The sequence below is a fragment of the Kribbella hippodromi genome (assembly GCF_039531045.1).
Classification (GTDB): Bacteria; Actinomycetota; Actinomycetes; order Propionibacteriales; family Kribbellaceae; genus Kribbella; species Kribbella hippodromi.
On record NZ_BAAAPH010000004.1, the window covers coordinates 109,598 to 124,816 of the forward strand.

Sequence of the window (15,219 nt, forward strand, 5' to 3'; positions counted from 1 at the left end):
ATTGCCGGGCCGGGATCCAGCGGACCCCTCGGCATGACTCTCCCCGCTGAGGCCCTGAGGCCGAGGTCCAAGAACTTTTTAGAAAGTTTGGTAGAGCTGTCGAAGGGGGCGCGGTGACTTCGATAACGGGGTGAAAACACACCCTGATGATCGGAGTGAGCGATGAGTGAAGGTGTTGTCCGCAGTGTGGGGCGGTCGGGTGCGCGGGTGGTGGCGGTCTGGCTGGTTCAGGGCGGCTTGGCGGTGCAGTTCGCGGTTGGTGGCGCCTCGAAGTTGTTCGGGGTTGAGGCGATGGTCCGGATGTTCGACGACATCGGGGGCGGTCAGTGGCTCCGTGTCGCCGTTGGGCTGCTTGAGCTTGCCGGCGCGATCAGTCTGCTGGTTCCCCGGCTGGCCGCCGTCGCTGCTGGAGGTCTCATCTTGTTGATGGCGGGTGCGGCTGTCACCAACGTCGTGTTCCTCGGTACGGCGCCGACGATGCCGCTCGTGTTCGGCATCCTCGCCGGTGTGGTCGCGTACGCCCGGCGCCGGCAACTCGTCGTACTGGTCCGTCGCTGAACTCATAGAAAAGGAGACGATCATGTCCCTCAGCAGTCTTGCGCCCCTGATCGGCACGTGGAAGGTCGAAGGTCCGGGTCATCACGGCACGGTCAGCTACGAATGGTTCGAGGACGGAGCGTTCGTCGTCCAGCGGGTCGAGTTGACGAACGACGGCGAGAACAGCCGCGGCGTCGAGTACATCGGCTTCGACACCGATACCGGTACACTCCGGTCTCACTACTTCTCGAACACCGGCAAGATCCTCGAGTACACCTATCAACTGGACGGCAGCACGTTGACGATCTGGTTCGGCGGCACGGACTCGCCGGCCAAGTTCATCGGCGAGTTCGACAGCGGTTTCTCGGTCAGCACCGGTGCCTGGCAGTGGCCGGGCGGCGGGTACGAGTCGACCATGACACGTGTGGGGTGATCGGCAGTGAAGTACATGATCATGACCTTCGGGGACGAGTCGGCCTGGGACACCCTGGGGCTCGGCGGCGGCGAGCCGACCTGGACGCCGGAGCAGGTGGACGCGCACTTCCAGGCGATGGGAGCGTTCTACGGCGAGCTGGCGGCCAACGGTGAGCTGGTCACCGGGTTCGGGCTGGCCGATCCCTCGCACACGCTGACGATCGAGGTCGTCGACGGCCGGCCGGTCGCCTCCGACGGACCGTATGCCGAGGCCAAGGAGGTGCTCGCGGGGTTCGGGATCATCGACGTCGGCTCGCACGACCGGGCCGTCGAGCTGGCCGCCCGGTTCTCGGCGCTGGTCGAGACGCGGGTCGAACTGCGACCGGTGATGGACCAGGGCGGCCAGGAGATGTGACCGGAGATTCGACGAGGAGACATGACCGGGAAGGCTGACCGGTGACCCAGGCCGCGGCGGACGGCGCCCGGACCGAGGACCTGCTGCGCGAACTCGCGCCGCGGGTCCTCGCCGCTGTCACCCGGCGGTTCGGTCGCTTCGATGTCGCCGAGGACGCAGTCCAGGAGGCGTTGCTGGCGGCGGTCAACGGCTGGGCGAAGGACGGGATCCCGCCCAATCCGGCCGCCTGGCTGACGACGGTCGCCGTACGCCGGATGACCGACATGCTCCGCAGCGAGCAGGCGCGGCGCCGGCGCGAGCAACTGGACGCGGTCCGCCGGCTGCCCGCGGAACTGGTCGACGGCGACGACGGTGTCAGGCCGGACGGGGACGACACGCTCGTGATCCTGTTCCTCTGTTGCCATCCGGAGGTGCAACCGGCCAGTCAGCTGGCGCTGACGCTGCGCGCGGTCGGCGGCCTGACGACGGCCGAGATCGCGCGGGCGCTTCTGGTGCCGGAGGCAACGGTCGGGCAGCGGATCAGCCGCGCGAAGCAGCGCATCAGCCAGTCCGGCGTACGGTTCCGGATGCCCGCGCCGAACGAGCACCGCCCTCGGCTCGCCGTGGTGATGCAGGTGCTCTACCTGATCTTCAACGAGGGCTACACAGCCTCGTCGGGTACGGCGTTGCAACGGGTGGAACTGACCACCGAGGCGATCCGCCTGACGCGGATGCTGCACCAGAAGCTGCCGTCCGAACCGGAGGTCGGCGGCCTGCTCGCCCTGATGCTGCTCACCCACGCGCGCCGGCACGCGCGGACCGGGCCGACCGGTGACCTGATCCCATTGGCCGAGCAGGACCGCGCGCTGTGGGACCGCAAACTGATTGCCGACGGCATCAAACTGCTCGAAGGTGTGCTTCCGTCCCACCGTCCGGGCCCGTACCAGCTGCAGGCCGCGATCGCCGCCGTCCACAGCGAGGCCGATCGCTTCGAGGACACCGACTGGGCGCAGATCGTTGCCTTGTACGACGTACTCGTGCGGATGTCCCCCGATCCCATGGTCCGGCTGAACTCGGCGGTCGCCGTGGCGATGCACCGCGGCCCAGCAGCCGGGCTCGAACTCCTCGACAAGCTCGCCGCTGACCCGAAGTTGGCCGATCATCACCGGCTGGCCGCCGTCCGCGCGCATCTGCTGGAGCAGTCCGGTGACGTGGACGCCGCCCGCGATGCGTATCGCACCGCGGCGAGACTCACCACCAGCGCGCCGGAACAGCGCTATCTGCACGCGCGGGCGGCTCGCCTCACCCAACCTTGATCGGGGCGACCGGGCGGCGAGGTCGGGTCTGTCACTGGACCATGAAGACCGTGTTGTGCAGGCCGCTGGAGCCATTCGGGCGGGGCGGGGCCTGGTCGGCGGTCTGAACCTGACCGGTGGAGTCGGTGGCGCGTACCGTCAGTTTGTGGGTGCCCGGTGTGGCGTTCCAGCGGAAGAGCCACTGCCGCCAGGTGTCGATGTTGTCTTGCGGCGCCAGGCGCGCCGGCTGCCAAGGGCCGTCGTCGACCTGCACCTCCACCTTCTCGATACCGCGGCGCTGGGCCCACGAAGTCGGATCGTAGCCATGTCGTTCTGTGAGCCAAGGAGTTGGTCTTGTGAGTTGTCTTCCTAAGACCGCTTGGCCTCCGACTTCTTGATCGGTGCCTCCACCGCCCAACCGCGATCGGTCCAGTACGCGCTGAAGTCCTGGAACCGGGTGACCTCGAAGTCCACGATCCATTTCGTCGCCGACACATACCCGTACAGGCCGGGCACCACCATCCGGACCGGGAAACCGTGGGCGAACGGCAGCGGCTCGCCGTTCATCGCGACCGCGAACATCGCATCGCGGCCGTCGGTGAGCGCGCTCAGGGGCGTACCGATTGTCAGCCCGTCCACGCTGGTCGACCGCACCGCGTCCGCACCGGTACGAGCACCGGCTTCCTTGAGGACGTCCGCGATCGGTACACCGATCCACCGGGCGTTGCCGACGTACGGACCGCCGACCTCGTTCGACACACAGGTCAAGGTGATGTCCCGTTCGATCAGCCGCCGGTTGACCAGATCGCTGAGTGACAGCCTCAGTTCCTTGTCCACCATCCCGTGGATACGCAGCTCCCAGTTGCCGGGATCGATGCGCGGCACCTCCAGCAGGGTGTCCACTCGGTAGAACTTCGGGTTCGGGGTGACGAAGCTGGACACGCCGGGAACACTCACCTGCGCGCCGGCTGGAATCGCCGGTGCCGGATCGGTCGGGCGCGGAACCCGGAACTTCGCCCGCGCCGCCTCGCCGGTCCCAGTCGACACCAAGCTCGATACGCCCACGCCGCCCGCGCCCGCAACCGCGAGCGCCGAAACCGTCAGCAAAAACCGCCGCCGATCAAACCCCGCCGGTTCCTCTTGTTCCTGGCCAGCCCGGCGCGGGCGATGCAGCGTACGAACCACCAGCTGCATCGCGACCACCGCCACCACGAGCGTCACCAGTGCGGGCATGATGCGGATCACCACGTTGGCGTTCGCCGAGCGGCTCGTGATCGCAAAAACCAGACCGATGACCCCGAGCACGCCGGCAAGAACGACCGCGGATCGTCGTACCCGAGGACGCGTACTGCTGCCGAGCACACCCGCAAGCGCCGCGACGAGCGCGAGCGTGACGCAGATACCGACCCGCAGCAGCGGCCGATCAGCCGTACCGAGCTCCCGCACCGCCCAGTCCTTCACCGGACCCGGCGACCAGTCGATCACCTGGACGCCGACCGCATCGACCGGCCACGGCCCACCCGACAGATCGGCCGCGAGGTACCCGAGGCCCAGCGCGGCACCGGCCGCGATCAACCCACCCACGGCACCGGCGACCCGGCGTATCGCTTGCTCGCTCATACGTAGCGTTCGGCGCGAAGTCCCGTCCGGATGGGTCGAAGATTTTTGCCCGCGGCACCCATCCGGCCCCTGACCGGCACCGAATCGTCAATGTCAGGTGTGAGCGAAGCCGCTCGCGTCCCACGTCAGGAAAGAGATTGTCATGTCCCAGAAGATCGTCCGCGCGGGCTTCGCCGCGACCGCCCTGGCCCTTGTCCTCACGACCGCGGCGTGCAGCAGCAACGACAAGAACAGCTCCAGCAGTACGCCGTCCACCAGCACGTCCTCGTCGGCTCCCGCCGAAACCCCGAGCACCAGCGATACACCCTCCGCAAGCAACGCTGCGGCCGGCATGGTCGGTCCGGGCTGCGCAGCGTACGCCAAGGCGAACCCGAGCGGTTCCGGATCGATCGACGGCATGGCGGCCGCACCACTGGCTACCGCCGCATCCGGCAATCCACTGCTGAAGACCCTCGTTGCCGCGGTCTCCGGGAAGCTCAACCCGAAGGTCGACCTGGTCTCGACGCTCAACGGCGGCGAGTTCACCGTCTTCGCCCCGGTGGACACCGCGTTCGCGAAGGTGCCCGCGGCAACCGTCAACACGCTGAAGACCAACGCGCCGCTGCTCACCAAGATCCTGACCTACCACGTGGTGCCCGGTCAGCTTGACCCGACGGCCGTCGTCGGAAAGCACGCGACGGTCGAGAAGCAGGACGTCACCGTCACCGGTTCCGGCGACAACCTGAAGGTCAACGGGGCGAACGTCATCTGCGGCGGCGTGAAGACCGCCAACGCCACCGTGTACCTGATCGACAGCGTCCTGATGCCGCCGGCCGCCTGACGGTTCACCCAGTCCCGGGCCGGTGCCAGCGGTACACGCCGATAGCACCGGCCCGCACCACCTCATGACCTTCGGTGAAGCAGAGGAAGTGCCATGCCCGACCCGATACCGCTCCCCTGGCCCGCGCAGGGCGGAGCTGTGACCGCCGAGAGCCTGCTCGCCAGGACAGCCGACGGCGACGTCAGCGCCTTCAGCGCGCTCTACGACCGGGTGAGCCCGTTGGTGTTCGGCCTGGCCCGGCGCATCCTGCGCAACCCGGCCCAGTCCGAGGAGGTGGCCCAGGAAGTGATGATCGACGTCTGGCGCACGGCGTCCCGCTTCGACCCGAGCCGCGGGTCGGCGTCCTCCTGGATTCTCACCATCGCCCACCGGCGGGCCGTGGACCGGGTCCGGTCCGAACAGTCCGCCGCGGACCGTACCGCCGTCGCCGGCATCCGCTCCGCCGAGATCGACTTCGACCAGGTCGCCGACACCGTCAGTACCCGGCTCGAGGCCGAACAGGTACGGCGCTGCCTGGGCAATCTCACCGAACTGCAGCGGGAATCAATCGAGCTCGCGTACTACAACGGGTACACCTATCCGGAGGTCGCCCAGCACCTCGGAGCCAAACTTCCCACCATCAAAGCCAGAATGCGCGACGGGCTGATCCGCCTCCGCGACTGCCTCGGCACCGTCTAAGGGGCACGACACCATGAGCGAACCCGATGTCCACAGCCTGACCGGACCGTACGTTCTCGACGCTCTTCCGGATCACGAGCGCGTGCTGTTCGAGGAACACCTGGCACACTGCGCCTTCTGCACCACCGAGGTCGAAGAACTCCGCGAAGCCGCCGTCAAACTCGCAACCCAGGTCAGCGCGCCGCCACCACCCGTACTCAAGTCCAATGTGCTGGCTGCGATTGACCAAGTACGTCAACTGCCCCCGCAGGTTCACAGCGAAGTGCCGGGGGCGCGGCGGTTCGCGCGGAGAACGATGCTCGCCCTCGCAGCGGCCGCCCTTGTTGCGGCGAGCGCCGGTGGCATCGCCATCGACCAGTACCAGGCGCGACAGCACGCCGTACAAGCCAACGACCGCGTCGCCGCCGTGCTCGCTGAACCCGACGCGCGCACAGTCCACGGCAAGGTCACCGGCGGCGGACAGGCGACGATCGTCTCCTCCAGCCGCGCGGACGCCGCCGTCGTCGTACTGCACGACCTCCCGAAGCTGCCGGCCAACCGCACCTGGCAGCTGTGGATGATCGACAACCAGCAAACCGCGCACTCGGTAGGCCTCGCGTCCGGCGACCTGACCCAAGTCGTCGGCGGCGTCACCGGCAAAGTCGCCTTCGGCGTGACCGTCGAACCCGAGCACGGCTCCCCCACACCAACTCTGCCGGCCGCGGCCATCCTGCCCCTGACCTGAGAACACTCCCGGAAGTCCCGACCTATCCTTCCAGGAACTGCCTACCGAAACGAGGAGCTGTCGCGGGGTGCCGAGCCGTGGACGGTACTCGTGATCCCCGGCTAGCGGCGTGCCACCTCCAGGACCGTGCGCAGGGCGACCACCAGCAGGTCGATGTCGGACTCGGTGGCGACCAGCGGTGGCGCGAAGCGCACCGTCGATCCATGGGTGTCCTTGGCCAGGATCCCGTGCCGCATCAGGCCCTCACAGACCTCGCGGCCGGTCAGCAAGGCCGGGTCGACATCGACGCCCGCCCACAACCCCCGCGCCCGAACGCCCACCAGCCCCGCGCCGACCATTCCGCGCAGGCCCTCCTCGAGCCGCGCGCCGAGCACCCACGCGCGCTCCTGGAACTCACCGGTCGCGAGCAACTGGACGACCTCGTGGCCGATCGCCGCGGCAAGCGGATTCCCGCCGAACGTCGAGCCATGCGTACCCGGTCGAACAACATCCAGCACGTCGTGATCAGCGGCGATCGCGGAGACCGGATAGAGGCCGCCACCGAGCGCCTTGCCCAGCACGTAGACGTCCGGGACAACGTCCTCGTGGTCGCAGGCAAAAGTACACCCGGTGCGAGCCAGCCCGGACTGGATCTCGTCGGCGACCATGAGCACGTTCCGCTCGGTGCACAGCTCTCGCAGCGCGCGCAGGAAGCCCTCGGGCGGTACGACGACCCCTCCCTCGCCCTGGATCGGCTCGAAGAGCACAGCGACGGTGGCATCGTCGATCGCGGCCGCGACGGCATCGATGTCGCCGTACGGGACGCCGACGAAACCAGGGGTGAAGGGCCCGAAGTCGGCGGTCGCGACGTCGTCGTCGGAGAAGCCGACGATCGTCGTCGTCCGGCCGTGGAAGTTGCCGCGCATCGTGATGATGCGGGCCGTACCGGGCGCGACACCCTTGACCTGGTAGCCCCACTTCCGGGTCACCTTGATCGCCGTCTCGACGGCCTCGGCGCCTGAGTTCATCGGCAGTACGACGTCCTTGCCGGTGAGCTCGGACAGCGCCTTCGCGAACGGCCCGAGCTGGTCGTTGAAGAACGCCCGGCTGGTCAGGGTGAGCCGTTGCAGTTGCTCGGCTGCCCGCGCGACGAGCCGCGGGTGGCTGTGGCCGAAGTTGAGTGCGGAGTAGCCGGCGAGGCAGTCGAGATACCGGCGGCCCTCCACATCGGTCACCCAGGCCCCGTCACCGGACGCCAGCACCACCGGCAGCGGATGGTAGTTGTGCGCGGCATGCGCGTCGGTGAGGTCGATGTGGGCCTGGGTGGGGTCCGCGACGCCCTCCGGCGGGGTCGGCCCGGAGGTACTGGAGACAGGGGTGGTCGTCGTCATGCCAACAGAATGATTCATTCCACTTTCCTCCGCAATGGTCTATCTTGAAATGGCTATTACGAAGGAGGATTCCCCGTGGACTCGATCACCCGTGTACCGGAACCCGTCAACGAGCCGGTACTCGACTACGCCCCCGGCAGCCCCGAACGGGACGCCCTCGACGCGGCCCTCACCGAACTGGCCGCCGAGCCGGCCACGCTCCCGCACATCATCGGCGGCCGGCCCGTGCTGGGCGCCGGCGCCGAGATCGACGTCCGCGCGCCGCACGACCACGAGCTGCGGATCGGCACACTCCACAACGCGACGACGGACGATGCCCACGCGGCCGTCGCCGCAGCCCGCGCGGCCGCCACCACCTGGCGGGCCTTGCCGTACGACGAGCGCGCGGCCGTCTTTCTGCGCGCGGCCGACTTGCTGGCCGGCCCCTGGCGCGCCCGCCTCGTCGCGGCCACCATGCTCGGGCAGTCCAAGACGGCGTACCAGGCCGAGATCGACGCAGCCTGCGAGCTCATCGACTTCTGGCGCTTCAACGCCCACTTCGGCAAGGAGATCCTTGCCGAGCAGCCGGTCGCCAACAGCCGCGGCGTGTGGAACCGTACCGACCACCGCCCGCTCGAAGGCTTCGTCTACGCGATCACCCCGTTCAACTTCACCGCGATCGCCGGCAACCTGCCCACCGCCCCCGCGCTGATGGGCAACACCGTGGTCTGGAAGCCGTCGCCGACGCAGCAGCTCGCCGCCTCGCTGACGATGGAGCTGCTGCAGGAAGCCGGTCTCCCGCCTGGCGTCATCAACATGGTGACCGGCGACGGCCTGGCGACCAGCGAGGTCGTACTCGCCCAGCCCGACCTTGCGGGCATCCATTTCACCGGTTCGACCGCGACCTTCCGCCGGCTGTGGCGCGAGACCGCGCAGCGAGTCGACACCTACGCGGCGTACCCGCGGCTCGTCGGTGAGACGGGTGGCAAGGACTTCGTACTCGCCGCGCCGTGCGCCGACCCCGTCGCGCTGCGGACCGCGCTGATCCGTGGCGCCTTCGAGTACCAGGGCCAGAAGTGCTCGGCCGCCTCCCGCGCCTACATCCCCACCAGCGTGTGGGAGCTGATCCGCGAGGACCTCGCCGAGATCGTCGACGCACTGCCCATGGGCGACGTCCGCGACCACCGGAACTTCATCGGCGCCGTCATCGACGAGCGCGCCTTCGCCAAGCATCGCGCGATGCTCGACGAGGTGCACGCCGACCCGAAGGTCGAGGTCGTCGCCGGCGGTACGTACGACGGCAGCAGGGGCTGGTTCGTCCGGCCCACGGTGCTGCGCATCGACGACCCCGAGCACCCGGCGTTCGCGACCGAGTACTTCGGCCCGATCCTCGCTGTCCACGTGTACGACGACAGCGTCCCGGGCGCGCTCGACGCGATCGCCGAAAAGGTGGACGCCACGTCGCCGTACGCGCTGACGGGTGCGATCTTCGCGACCGACCGCACCGTGGTGCAGCGGCTCTCCGGGCGGCTGCGCTTCGCGGCCGGCAACTTCTACGTCAACGACAAGCCGACCGGCGCGGTCGTCGGCCAGCAGCCCTTCGGCGGCGGCCGCGCGTCCGGCACCAACGACAAGGCGGGCGCGGCGACGAACCTGCTGCGCTGGACCAGCCCGCGCTCGATCAAGGAGACCTTCGTCCCCGCCGTGGCTCATGCGTACCCGCACATGCGGGACCCGCGCGAGGTCGCGGTCCGGTGATGATTCGCCGGCAATCCAGGCCAGCGTTGATAGGTTACGACGGTGAGTGAGATCCCAGGTGGGCACGCGTCGGTGCGCAAGCTCCTCATGTCCACCCTCGACGAGCTCAGCAACAGCGAACGCAAGGTCGGCAGGGCGCTCCTCGCCCAGTACCCGACAGCTGGGCTGACCACCGTCGTCGACCTCGCGACAGCCGCGTCGGTCAGCCCACCCACCGTGGTCCGTTTCGTGACCCGGTTGGGGTTCCCCGGCTTCCCGGCGTTCCAGCGCGCGCTTGTCCACGAGCTCAACGGCGAGCTGGGTTCGCCGTTGAAGCAGTACCCGGAGAAGGGCGGCGCGTCCAAGGCCAGCGTACTCGCCGAGACCCACAAGGCGTTCGCGGCCATGCTGTCCGCGTCGTACGAAGAGCTCCCGGAGTCGGAGTTCGCCAAGCTCGTCAAGCTGCTGCGCGACCCGGCCCGCGAGATCCGGGTCGCCGGCGGCCGGTTCAGCAGCTCGGTCTCGGAGTACCTCGTCGCCCACCTCCGGCTGCTGCGCTCCGGCGTTCATCACGTCAGCAACGACGATCTCGACCGGCGAACGACAATCGCGGATGCATCGGCGAGTACCGTCTTCGTCATCTACGACTACCGCCGCTACACCGAGCGGAACCTGGTCTTCGCCGAACGTATCGCCGCAAGGGGCGCGACGGTCTGCCTGATGACCGACAACTGGCTCTCCCCCATCGCGAAGGTGGCCCGGGTCGTGCTGCCGGCGCGCGTCGACTCCGCCTCCCCCTTCGACTCCCTGGTGGCGTCGATGGCGGTCACCGAGAGCATCGTTGCGGCGGTCGCGGCCGAGCTCGGAGAGACCGGCGTGAAGCGCCTCGAACTCCTCGAGGAGTCGCCGGAGTAATCCACCCGACAGCATGCAAAGGGCTCCACCATCGGTGGAGCCCTTTGCATGGGTCGGGGAATCAGGCGACCGCGGACGGTTCCTTCGCCCGAGCGTCGGTACGAGGCTCGGGCCGGCGCCTGCGTCGCGGCAACTGCAGCTCGCGCACTCCCATCAGCCCGTACGGCGCCTTGACCAGCACCACCAGCAGTACCGCCGCCACGATCAGGTCGGCCACCCCGGCCGGCAGCGCATTGCCGCCTGTGAACTGGCCGTCCTGGAAACGCCGCAGCACCTCCTGCAGGGCACTCACCGCCAGCGCGCCGACCACTGCACCGCTCAGCGAGAGGTAGCCGCCGAGCACGATCATCACCACAAAGGAGAAGGTCGCGGTCAGGAAGAACCCGTTGACGTTGAACGAGGTGAGGAACCCGGCGTACAGCGCACCGGCCAGGCCGCAGACAAGCGCACTGAGCACCCACGCGATCGCCCGGTGCCGGCCGACCGCGATGCCCGAGGCCTGCGCGGCCCAGAAGTCCTCACGGGAGGCACGTAGCTGCAGACCGCTGCGCGAGCAGCGATAGATCCAGGCCACGACTACGGCGAGCGCGGCGACGCCGAAGGCCCACCAGGTCGTCGTACCGCGGGGGATGCCGATCATGCTCGATGAGCCGCGGGTCACAGGGGTCCAGCTGTTGAGCACGTTGTACGTGACGAGCAGCATCGCCAGCGTCGCAATACCCGACTGCAAGCCACTGAGCCGCGCCACGACCGGCGCCGTCACCACGCCCACGACCGCTGCCACGAGACCGCCGGCGAGGAGTGCAACCGGGAAGCTGCTGTGCACGTCGGCGAGCCACGACAGCCAGCCAGGCAACGACGAGAAGAGCGTCTTCTTCAGCGGCACAGGGATCGTGAGGTACGCAGTCGTGTACGCCCCGGCCGCCATGAACATGACGTGCCCGAAGGACATCACCCCCGAGTTGCCGGAGAACACCGACAGGCCGGTGACGAACACGACCGCGACCAGTGCGAGCGTCGCAACCCGAGTAGTCGTGACACCGCCGGTCGCACCGACGACTGCGGCGAGCAGGACGAGGCCGATGAGGATCGCGGGCGTCTGTACGGCGCGGAGAGTTCGGTTCTTCACGAGACACGCACCTTCGCGGCGGAGAGGAGGCCCTGGGGCCGGACGACGAGCACCGCGATCAGCGCCGAGAACAGGAAGGCGTCGCGGAAGGGGATCAGGCCGGTCGGCAGCAGCGACTCGAGCAGCGCCGTCGCCGCGCCGAGCAGGAAGCCGCCGAGCGCGGCTCCCTTGAGGTTGCTCATCCCGCCGAGGACAGCGCCCACGACGCCGATCAGCATCGGCTGCAGGCCCATGTCGGCGCCGATCGAGCCCTGCCGTGCCACCAGCACCGCGCCACCGATCGCCGACAGCACGCCGACGATGACGAAGGCGGCGGGGATGACCAGGTTGGCCTTGACGCCGAGGCTTGCCGCCATCCGGAAGTCCTCGGCCGCCGCACGCAACTGGATGCCGAGGCTGGTCCGGCCCATCAGCCACGCGACGACCAGCAGCATCACACCGCACAGGCCGAGGGTGACCAGGTCGAGCACGCTGACGTCCGCGCCGGGCAGGCTCACCCGGTGCGACAGGAAGCGATCCGCCGGCACGCCGCGGGTACGCGGCAGCACGGTCATCCGGGCCAGGCTCTGCAGCGCGAGGCTGACCGCGAACGAGGCGATCATCAGCGTCACCGGGTCCGCGTTGCGCAGCGGCTTGAACGCGAGCCGCTCGCTCACCAGCGCCACCACGACGGCGAAGACGATCGCCATCAGCAGCGCGAGCGGCCACGGCTGGTCGCGGAACAAGTACATCGCGAACGCGCCGGCCAGGATCAGTTCGCCGTACGCGAAGTTCATCAGGCCGAGTACGCCGAACAGCAACGCGACGCCGATCGTGAGCAGGGCGTACAGCGCGCCCAGCCCGATCGCGTTGATCAGGAATTCCAGGATCATCTGACAACCACCTCAGCGGGAGAGAAGCCGAGATACTCCACGACGGCCGGGACCTGGCCGAGCTCGGCCGCGGTCCCGCTGCCCAGCACCCGGCCGGGGGCCTGCAGCACGTAGCAGCGGTCGGAGACCTCGAGCGAGCGAACGGCGTTCTGCTCGACGAGCAAGATCGTCATGCCCTGCTCGCGCAGCGCGGCCACGACGTCGAAGATCAGGTCGACGACGATCGGTGCCAGGCCAAGGGTCGGCTCGTCGAGCAAGAGGATCCGGGGGTTGAGGAGCAGCGCCCGCGCGATCGAGAGCTGCTGCTGCTCCCCGCCGGAGAGCAGGCTCGCACCCCGGTTCCAATAGGTGCGCAGGATCGGGAACCGCTCGAGCTCGCGCTCGATGTCGGCCGCCACCTGCCTCTTGTCCTTGCGGGTGACCGCGCCCAGCCGCAGGTTCTCCCCCACGGTCAGGCTCGCGAAGATGCCCCGGTTCTCGGGGACGTGCGAGACACCCGCGCGGATCGTCGAGTACGACTTGCTCGACACTGGCGTACCGTCGACGGTGATCGAGCCGGACGCCACCGGTACCTCGCCCATGATCGCCTTGACCAAGGTGCTCTTGCCGGCGCCGTTCTGGCCGATGAGCGAGACGAGCTCACCCGCGCCGACGCTCAGCGAGCAACCCTGCACGGCCCGGACGGAGGAGCCGTAGTGCAGATGGACGTCCTCGATGCGCAGGACCATGTCAGTGCCGCTTTCCGAAGTAGATCTCGATGACCTGGGGATCGGAGCGGACGACCGGCGGTTCGCCCTCGATCACCGTCCGGCCCCGGTCGAGGACGTGCAGCCGGTCGCAGGTTCCCATCACCACGGACATGTCGTGCTCGACCAGCAGGACGCCGCACTCGCGCCGCTGCGCGAAGCCCCGGATCGCGGTGATCAGCTCGACCGCCTCGGTCTCGTTCTGCCCCGCGGCCGGCTCGTCCAGAAGCAGGAACCGGGGCCGCGCGGCGAGCGCCCGGGCGATCGCCGTGGTGCGGACCCGCCCGGCGGTGAGTTGCTCGGCCCGATCCTGGGCGACACCCTCGAGCGCCAGCTCCTCGAGGATCTCCTCGGTGAGCTCCCGAGCCTCGCGGCGACGCAGCCCGGCCCCGAGCGCGGCGGCCTCGACGTTCTCCCGGACCGTCAGCCGGCCGAACACGCGCCCGCTCTGGAAAGTTCGTACGACGCCTCGCCGGGCGCGGTGCCGCATCGAGTGCCGGGTCAGGTTCTCGTCGTCGAGCCAGATCGTGCCGGAGGTGGCACGCAGCATCCCGCTGAGCAGGTTGAGTGTGCTGGTCTTGCCCGAGCCGTTCGGACCGATCAGGCCGAGGACCTCGCCGCTGCGAACCGTGATCGAGACGCCGTCGACAGCCTTCACGCCATCGAAGTGGATGCCCCCGTCGGCCATCCGCAGCACCGACGACCGACGGGAAGGCTGAGTGCCGGTCGTCATGACGCGGCGCAGGAGTTGCCGTCGCCGACCCCCGGGATGGAGTCGACGCGCTGCTGTCCGGCGAACGTCATCGCGCCGTTCGCGACCCGGACCACCGTCATCGGCATGTCGATGATCTTGTGGCAGGACTTGGAGAAGTAGGCAACGTCACCGATCGGCGTCTTCACCGAACCGTCGGCCTCGAGCGCCGACTTCAGGTCGCCGCCGGAGAACGAGGTGGCCTTGCCCGCGGCGTCCGCGATCGCGGAGACCATGTTGTAGCCGAGCAGCGCGTAGCCCGAGGACGGCGCTGCCTTGTACGCGGCCTGGTAGTCCTTGACGAAGCTGTCGAGGCCCGCGGAGCCGGCACCCTTGCAGTACACGTAGCAGGCGAAGCCGGTGTAGTAGATGTCGCCGGCCTTCCCGCCGACGACGTCGAGCAGCACCTGACCGTCGAGCGCGGCCGGGCCGACGATCGGCAAGGTCACACCGGCCGCCCGCAGCTGGCGGATTGCCGTGGCGCCACCGGGATTCCAGCTGGCGACGTACACGAAGTCGGGCTTGACGGCCAGGCTCTTCAGCCGGGTCGCCTGGCTGCTGATGTTGACGTTGTCGCCGCCCGGGAAGGCGTCCTCGCCGAGGACCTTTCCGCCGAGCTCCTTGAACTTCGCCTGGAAGTAGCGGCCGGCCGACTTGGTGTACTCGATGCTCTCGTCCTGCAGCACGTACGCCGTGTGCCAGCCCTTGTGGTACGCCCACTCGGCGCCCGACGAACCCTCGACGTCGCTGCCCGCGTTGGCGGAGAAGACGTAGTCGCCGAGCGTCTTGGTGTCGGCCATCTTCGGGTCGCCGGCGCAGATCGAGACCGACGGGATCTTCGCGGCCTGGGCGACCGAGGCACCGGGCGCGCTCAGGTCGAAGTCGCAGGGCGTGACCAGCAGGTTGATGCCTTCGGCAATCAGTTCGGTTGCTGCCGTGCCGACCGTGTCGGGGCTGGACCTAACGTCCTTGCTGATCACCTTGATCTTCTTGCCGTTGATGCCGCCGGCGTCGTTGATCTCCTTGATCCGGAGCTGCGCGGCATTGCCGGGCTCGACGTCGAACGGCGCCATGTTGCCGCTCTGGCTGAGGGCGAAGCCGATGACGAGCTGACTGTTGTCTCCGCCCGCCGCGTCGGCGCCGCCGGAGCAGCCGGCGGTCAGTGCGAGCAGTGCGACGGTGGACGTCACCAGCGCCGACCGACCCGAAAATGGGCGTGCAAAACCAAGCATGGGTCC

General features: G+C 68.7%; 16 protein-coding genes. 9 read left to right on the forward strand and 7 right to left on the reverse strand.

Annotated elements, in window-relative coordinates:
* Positions 1 to 162: 162 nt before the first annotated feature.
* From ABD260_RS07445 to ABD260_RS07460, 4 genes are read left to right on the forward strand one after another with little or no spacing between them, the layout of a single operon-like run.
* Entirely contained in the window at positions 163 to 558 is a 396-nt protein-coding gene (locus tag ABD260_RS07445) for a DoxX family protein (RefSeq protein ID WP_344232612.1), read from the forward strand.
* A 22-nt stretch (positions 559 to 580) separates the two neighbouring features.
* Entirely contained in the window at positions 581 to 970 is a 390-nt protein-coding gene (locus ABD260_RS07450) for a hypothetical protein (RefSeq protein ID WP_344232613.1), read from the forward strand.
* A gap of 15 nt (positions 971 to 985) precedes the next feature.
* A complete protein-coding gene (locus ABD260_RS07455; protein ID WP_344232896.1) occupies positions 986 to 1,366 on the forward strand; it encodes a YciI family protein in 381 nt (126 codons plus the stop codon).
* 41 nt (positions 1,367 to 1,407) lie between these two features.
* Entirely contained in the window at positions 1,408 to 2,661 is a 1,254-nt protein-coding gene (locus ABD260_RS07460) for an RNA polymerase sigma factor (protein WP_344232614.1), read from the forward strand.
* A gap of 31 nt (positions 2,662 to 2,692) precedes the next feature.
* Here the strand turns inward: ABD260_RS07460 and ABD260_RS07465 are convergent, their stop codons facing one another.
* Positions 2,693 to 2,914, reverse strand: coding sequence for a molybdopterin-binding protein (locus tag ABD260_RS07465; protein ID WP_344232615.1), 222 nt, complete (start codon positions 2,912 to 2,914; stop codon positions 2,693 to 2,695).
* Positions 2,915 to 4,402: 1,488 nt separating this feature from the next.
* On the opposite strand from ABD260_RS07465, the gene ABD260_RS37530 reads away from it, so the two are divergent.
* From ABD260_RS37530 to ABD260_RS07490, 3 genes are all read left to right on the forward strand, one after another.
* Positions 4,403 to 5,080 carry a fasciclin domain-containing protein gene (locus ABD260_RS37530; protein ID WP_425553301.1) on the forward strand — a complete coding sequence of 226 codons (678 nt, stop codon included), beginning with the start codon at positions 4,403 to 4,405 and terminating at the stop codon, positions 5,078 to 5,080.
* Positions 5,081 to 5,173: 93 nt separating this feature from the next.
* Positions 5,174 to 5,758 (forward strand): sigma-70 family RNA polymerase sigma factor, encoded by a 585-nt coding sequence (locus tag ABD260_RS07485; RefSeq protein ID WP_344232619.1) that lies wholly within the window; start codon positions 5,174 to 5,176, stop codon positions 5,756 to 5,758.
* Between the two features lie 13 nt (positions 5,759 to 5,771).
* Entirely contained in the window at positions 5,772 to 6,482 is a 711-nt protein-coding gene (locus ABD260_RS07490; protein WP_344232620.1) for an anti-sigma factor, read from the forward strand.
* Positions 6,483 to 6,583: 101 nt separating this feature from the next.
* On the opposite strand, the gene rocD is transcribed toward ABD260_RS07490, so the two are convergent.
* Entirely contained in the window at positions 6,584 to 7,852 is a 1,269-nt protein-coding gene (gene rocD / locus ABD260_RS07495; protein ID WP_344232621.1) for an ornithine--oxo-acid transaminase, read from the reverse strand.
* Positions 7,853 to 7,927: 75 nt separating this feature from the next.
* On the opposite strand from rocD, the gene pruA reads away from it, so the two are divergent.
* Both pruA and ABD260_RS07505 read left to right on the forward strand, forming a co-directional pair.
* Entirely contained in the window at positions 7,928 to 9,589 is a 1,662-nt protein-coding gene (pruA, locus tag ABD260_RS07500; RefSeq protein WP_344232622.1) for an L-glutamate gamma-semialdehyde dehydrogenase, read from the forward strand.
* A gap of 42 nt (positions 9,590 to 9,631) precedes the next feature.
* Complete coding sequence (locus ABD260_RS07505; RefSeq protein ID WP_344232623.1) at positions 9,632 to 10,483, forward strand: MurR/RpiR family transcriptional regulator; 852 nt, start codon at positions 9,632 to 9,634, stop codon at positions 10,481 to 10,483.
* A 61-nt stretch (positions 10,484 to 10,544) separates the two neighbouring features.
* On the opposite strand, the gene ABD260_RS07510 is transcribed toward ABD260_RS07505, so the two are convergent.
* From ABD260_RS07510 to ABD260_RS07530, 5 genes are read right to left on the reverse strand one after another with little or no spacing between them, the layout of a single operon-like run.
* The gene (locus ABD260_RS07510; protein ID WP_344232624.1) at positions 10,545 to 11,612 is read right to left on the reverse strand and encodes a branched-chain amino acid ABC transporter permease; all 1,068 of its coding nucleotides are present in this window, start codon (positions 11,610 to 11,612) and stop codon (positions 10,545 to 10,547) included.
* Complete coding sequence (locus tag ABD260_RS07515) at positions 11,609 to 12,484, reverse strand: branched-chain amino acid ABC transporter permease (RefSeq protein ID WP_344232625.1); 876 nt, start codon at positions 12,482 to 12,484, stop codon at positions 11,609 to 11,611. The genes ABD260_RS07510 and ABD260_RS07515 overlap by 4 nt, the downstream gene beginning before the upstream one ends.
* Entirely contained in the window at positions 12,481 to 13,212 is a 732-nt protein-coding gene (locus ABD260_RS07520; RefSeq protein WP_344232626.1) for an ABC transporter ATP-binding protein, read from the reverse strand. The genes ABD260_RS07515 and ABD260_RS07520 overlap by 4 nt, the downstream gene beginning before the upstream one ends.
* Position 13,213: 1 nt before the next feature.
* Positions 13,214 to 13,918, reverse strand: a complete 705-nt coding sequence (locus ABD260_RS07525) for an ABC transporter ATP-binding protein (RefSeq protein ID WP_344232627.1) — start codon at positions 13,916 to 13,918, stop codon at positions 13,214 to 13,216.
* A gap of 41 nt (positions 13,919 to 13,959) precedes the next feature.
* A complete protein-coding gene (locus ABD260_RS07530) occupies positions 13,960 to 15,171 on the reverse strand; it encodes an ABC transporter substrate-binding protein (protein WP_344232628.1) in 1,212 nt (403 codons plus the stop codon).
* Positions 15,172 to 15,219 lie beyond the last annotated feature (48 nt).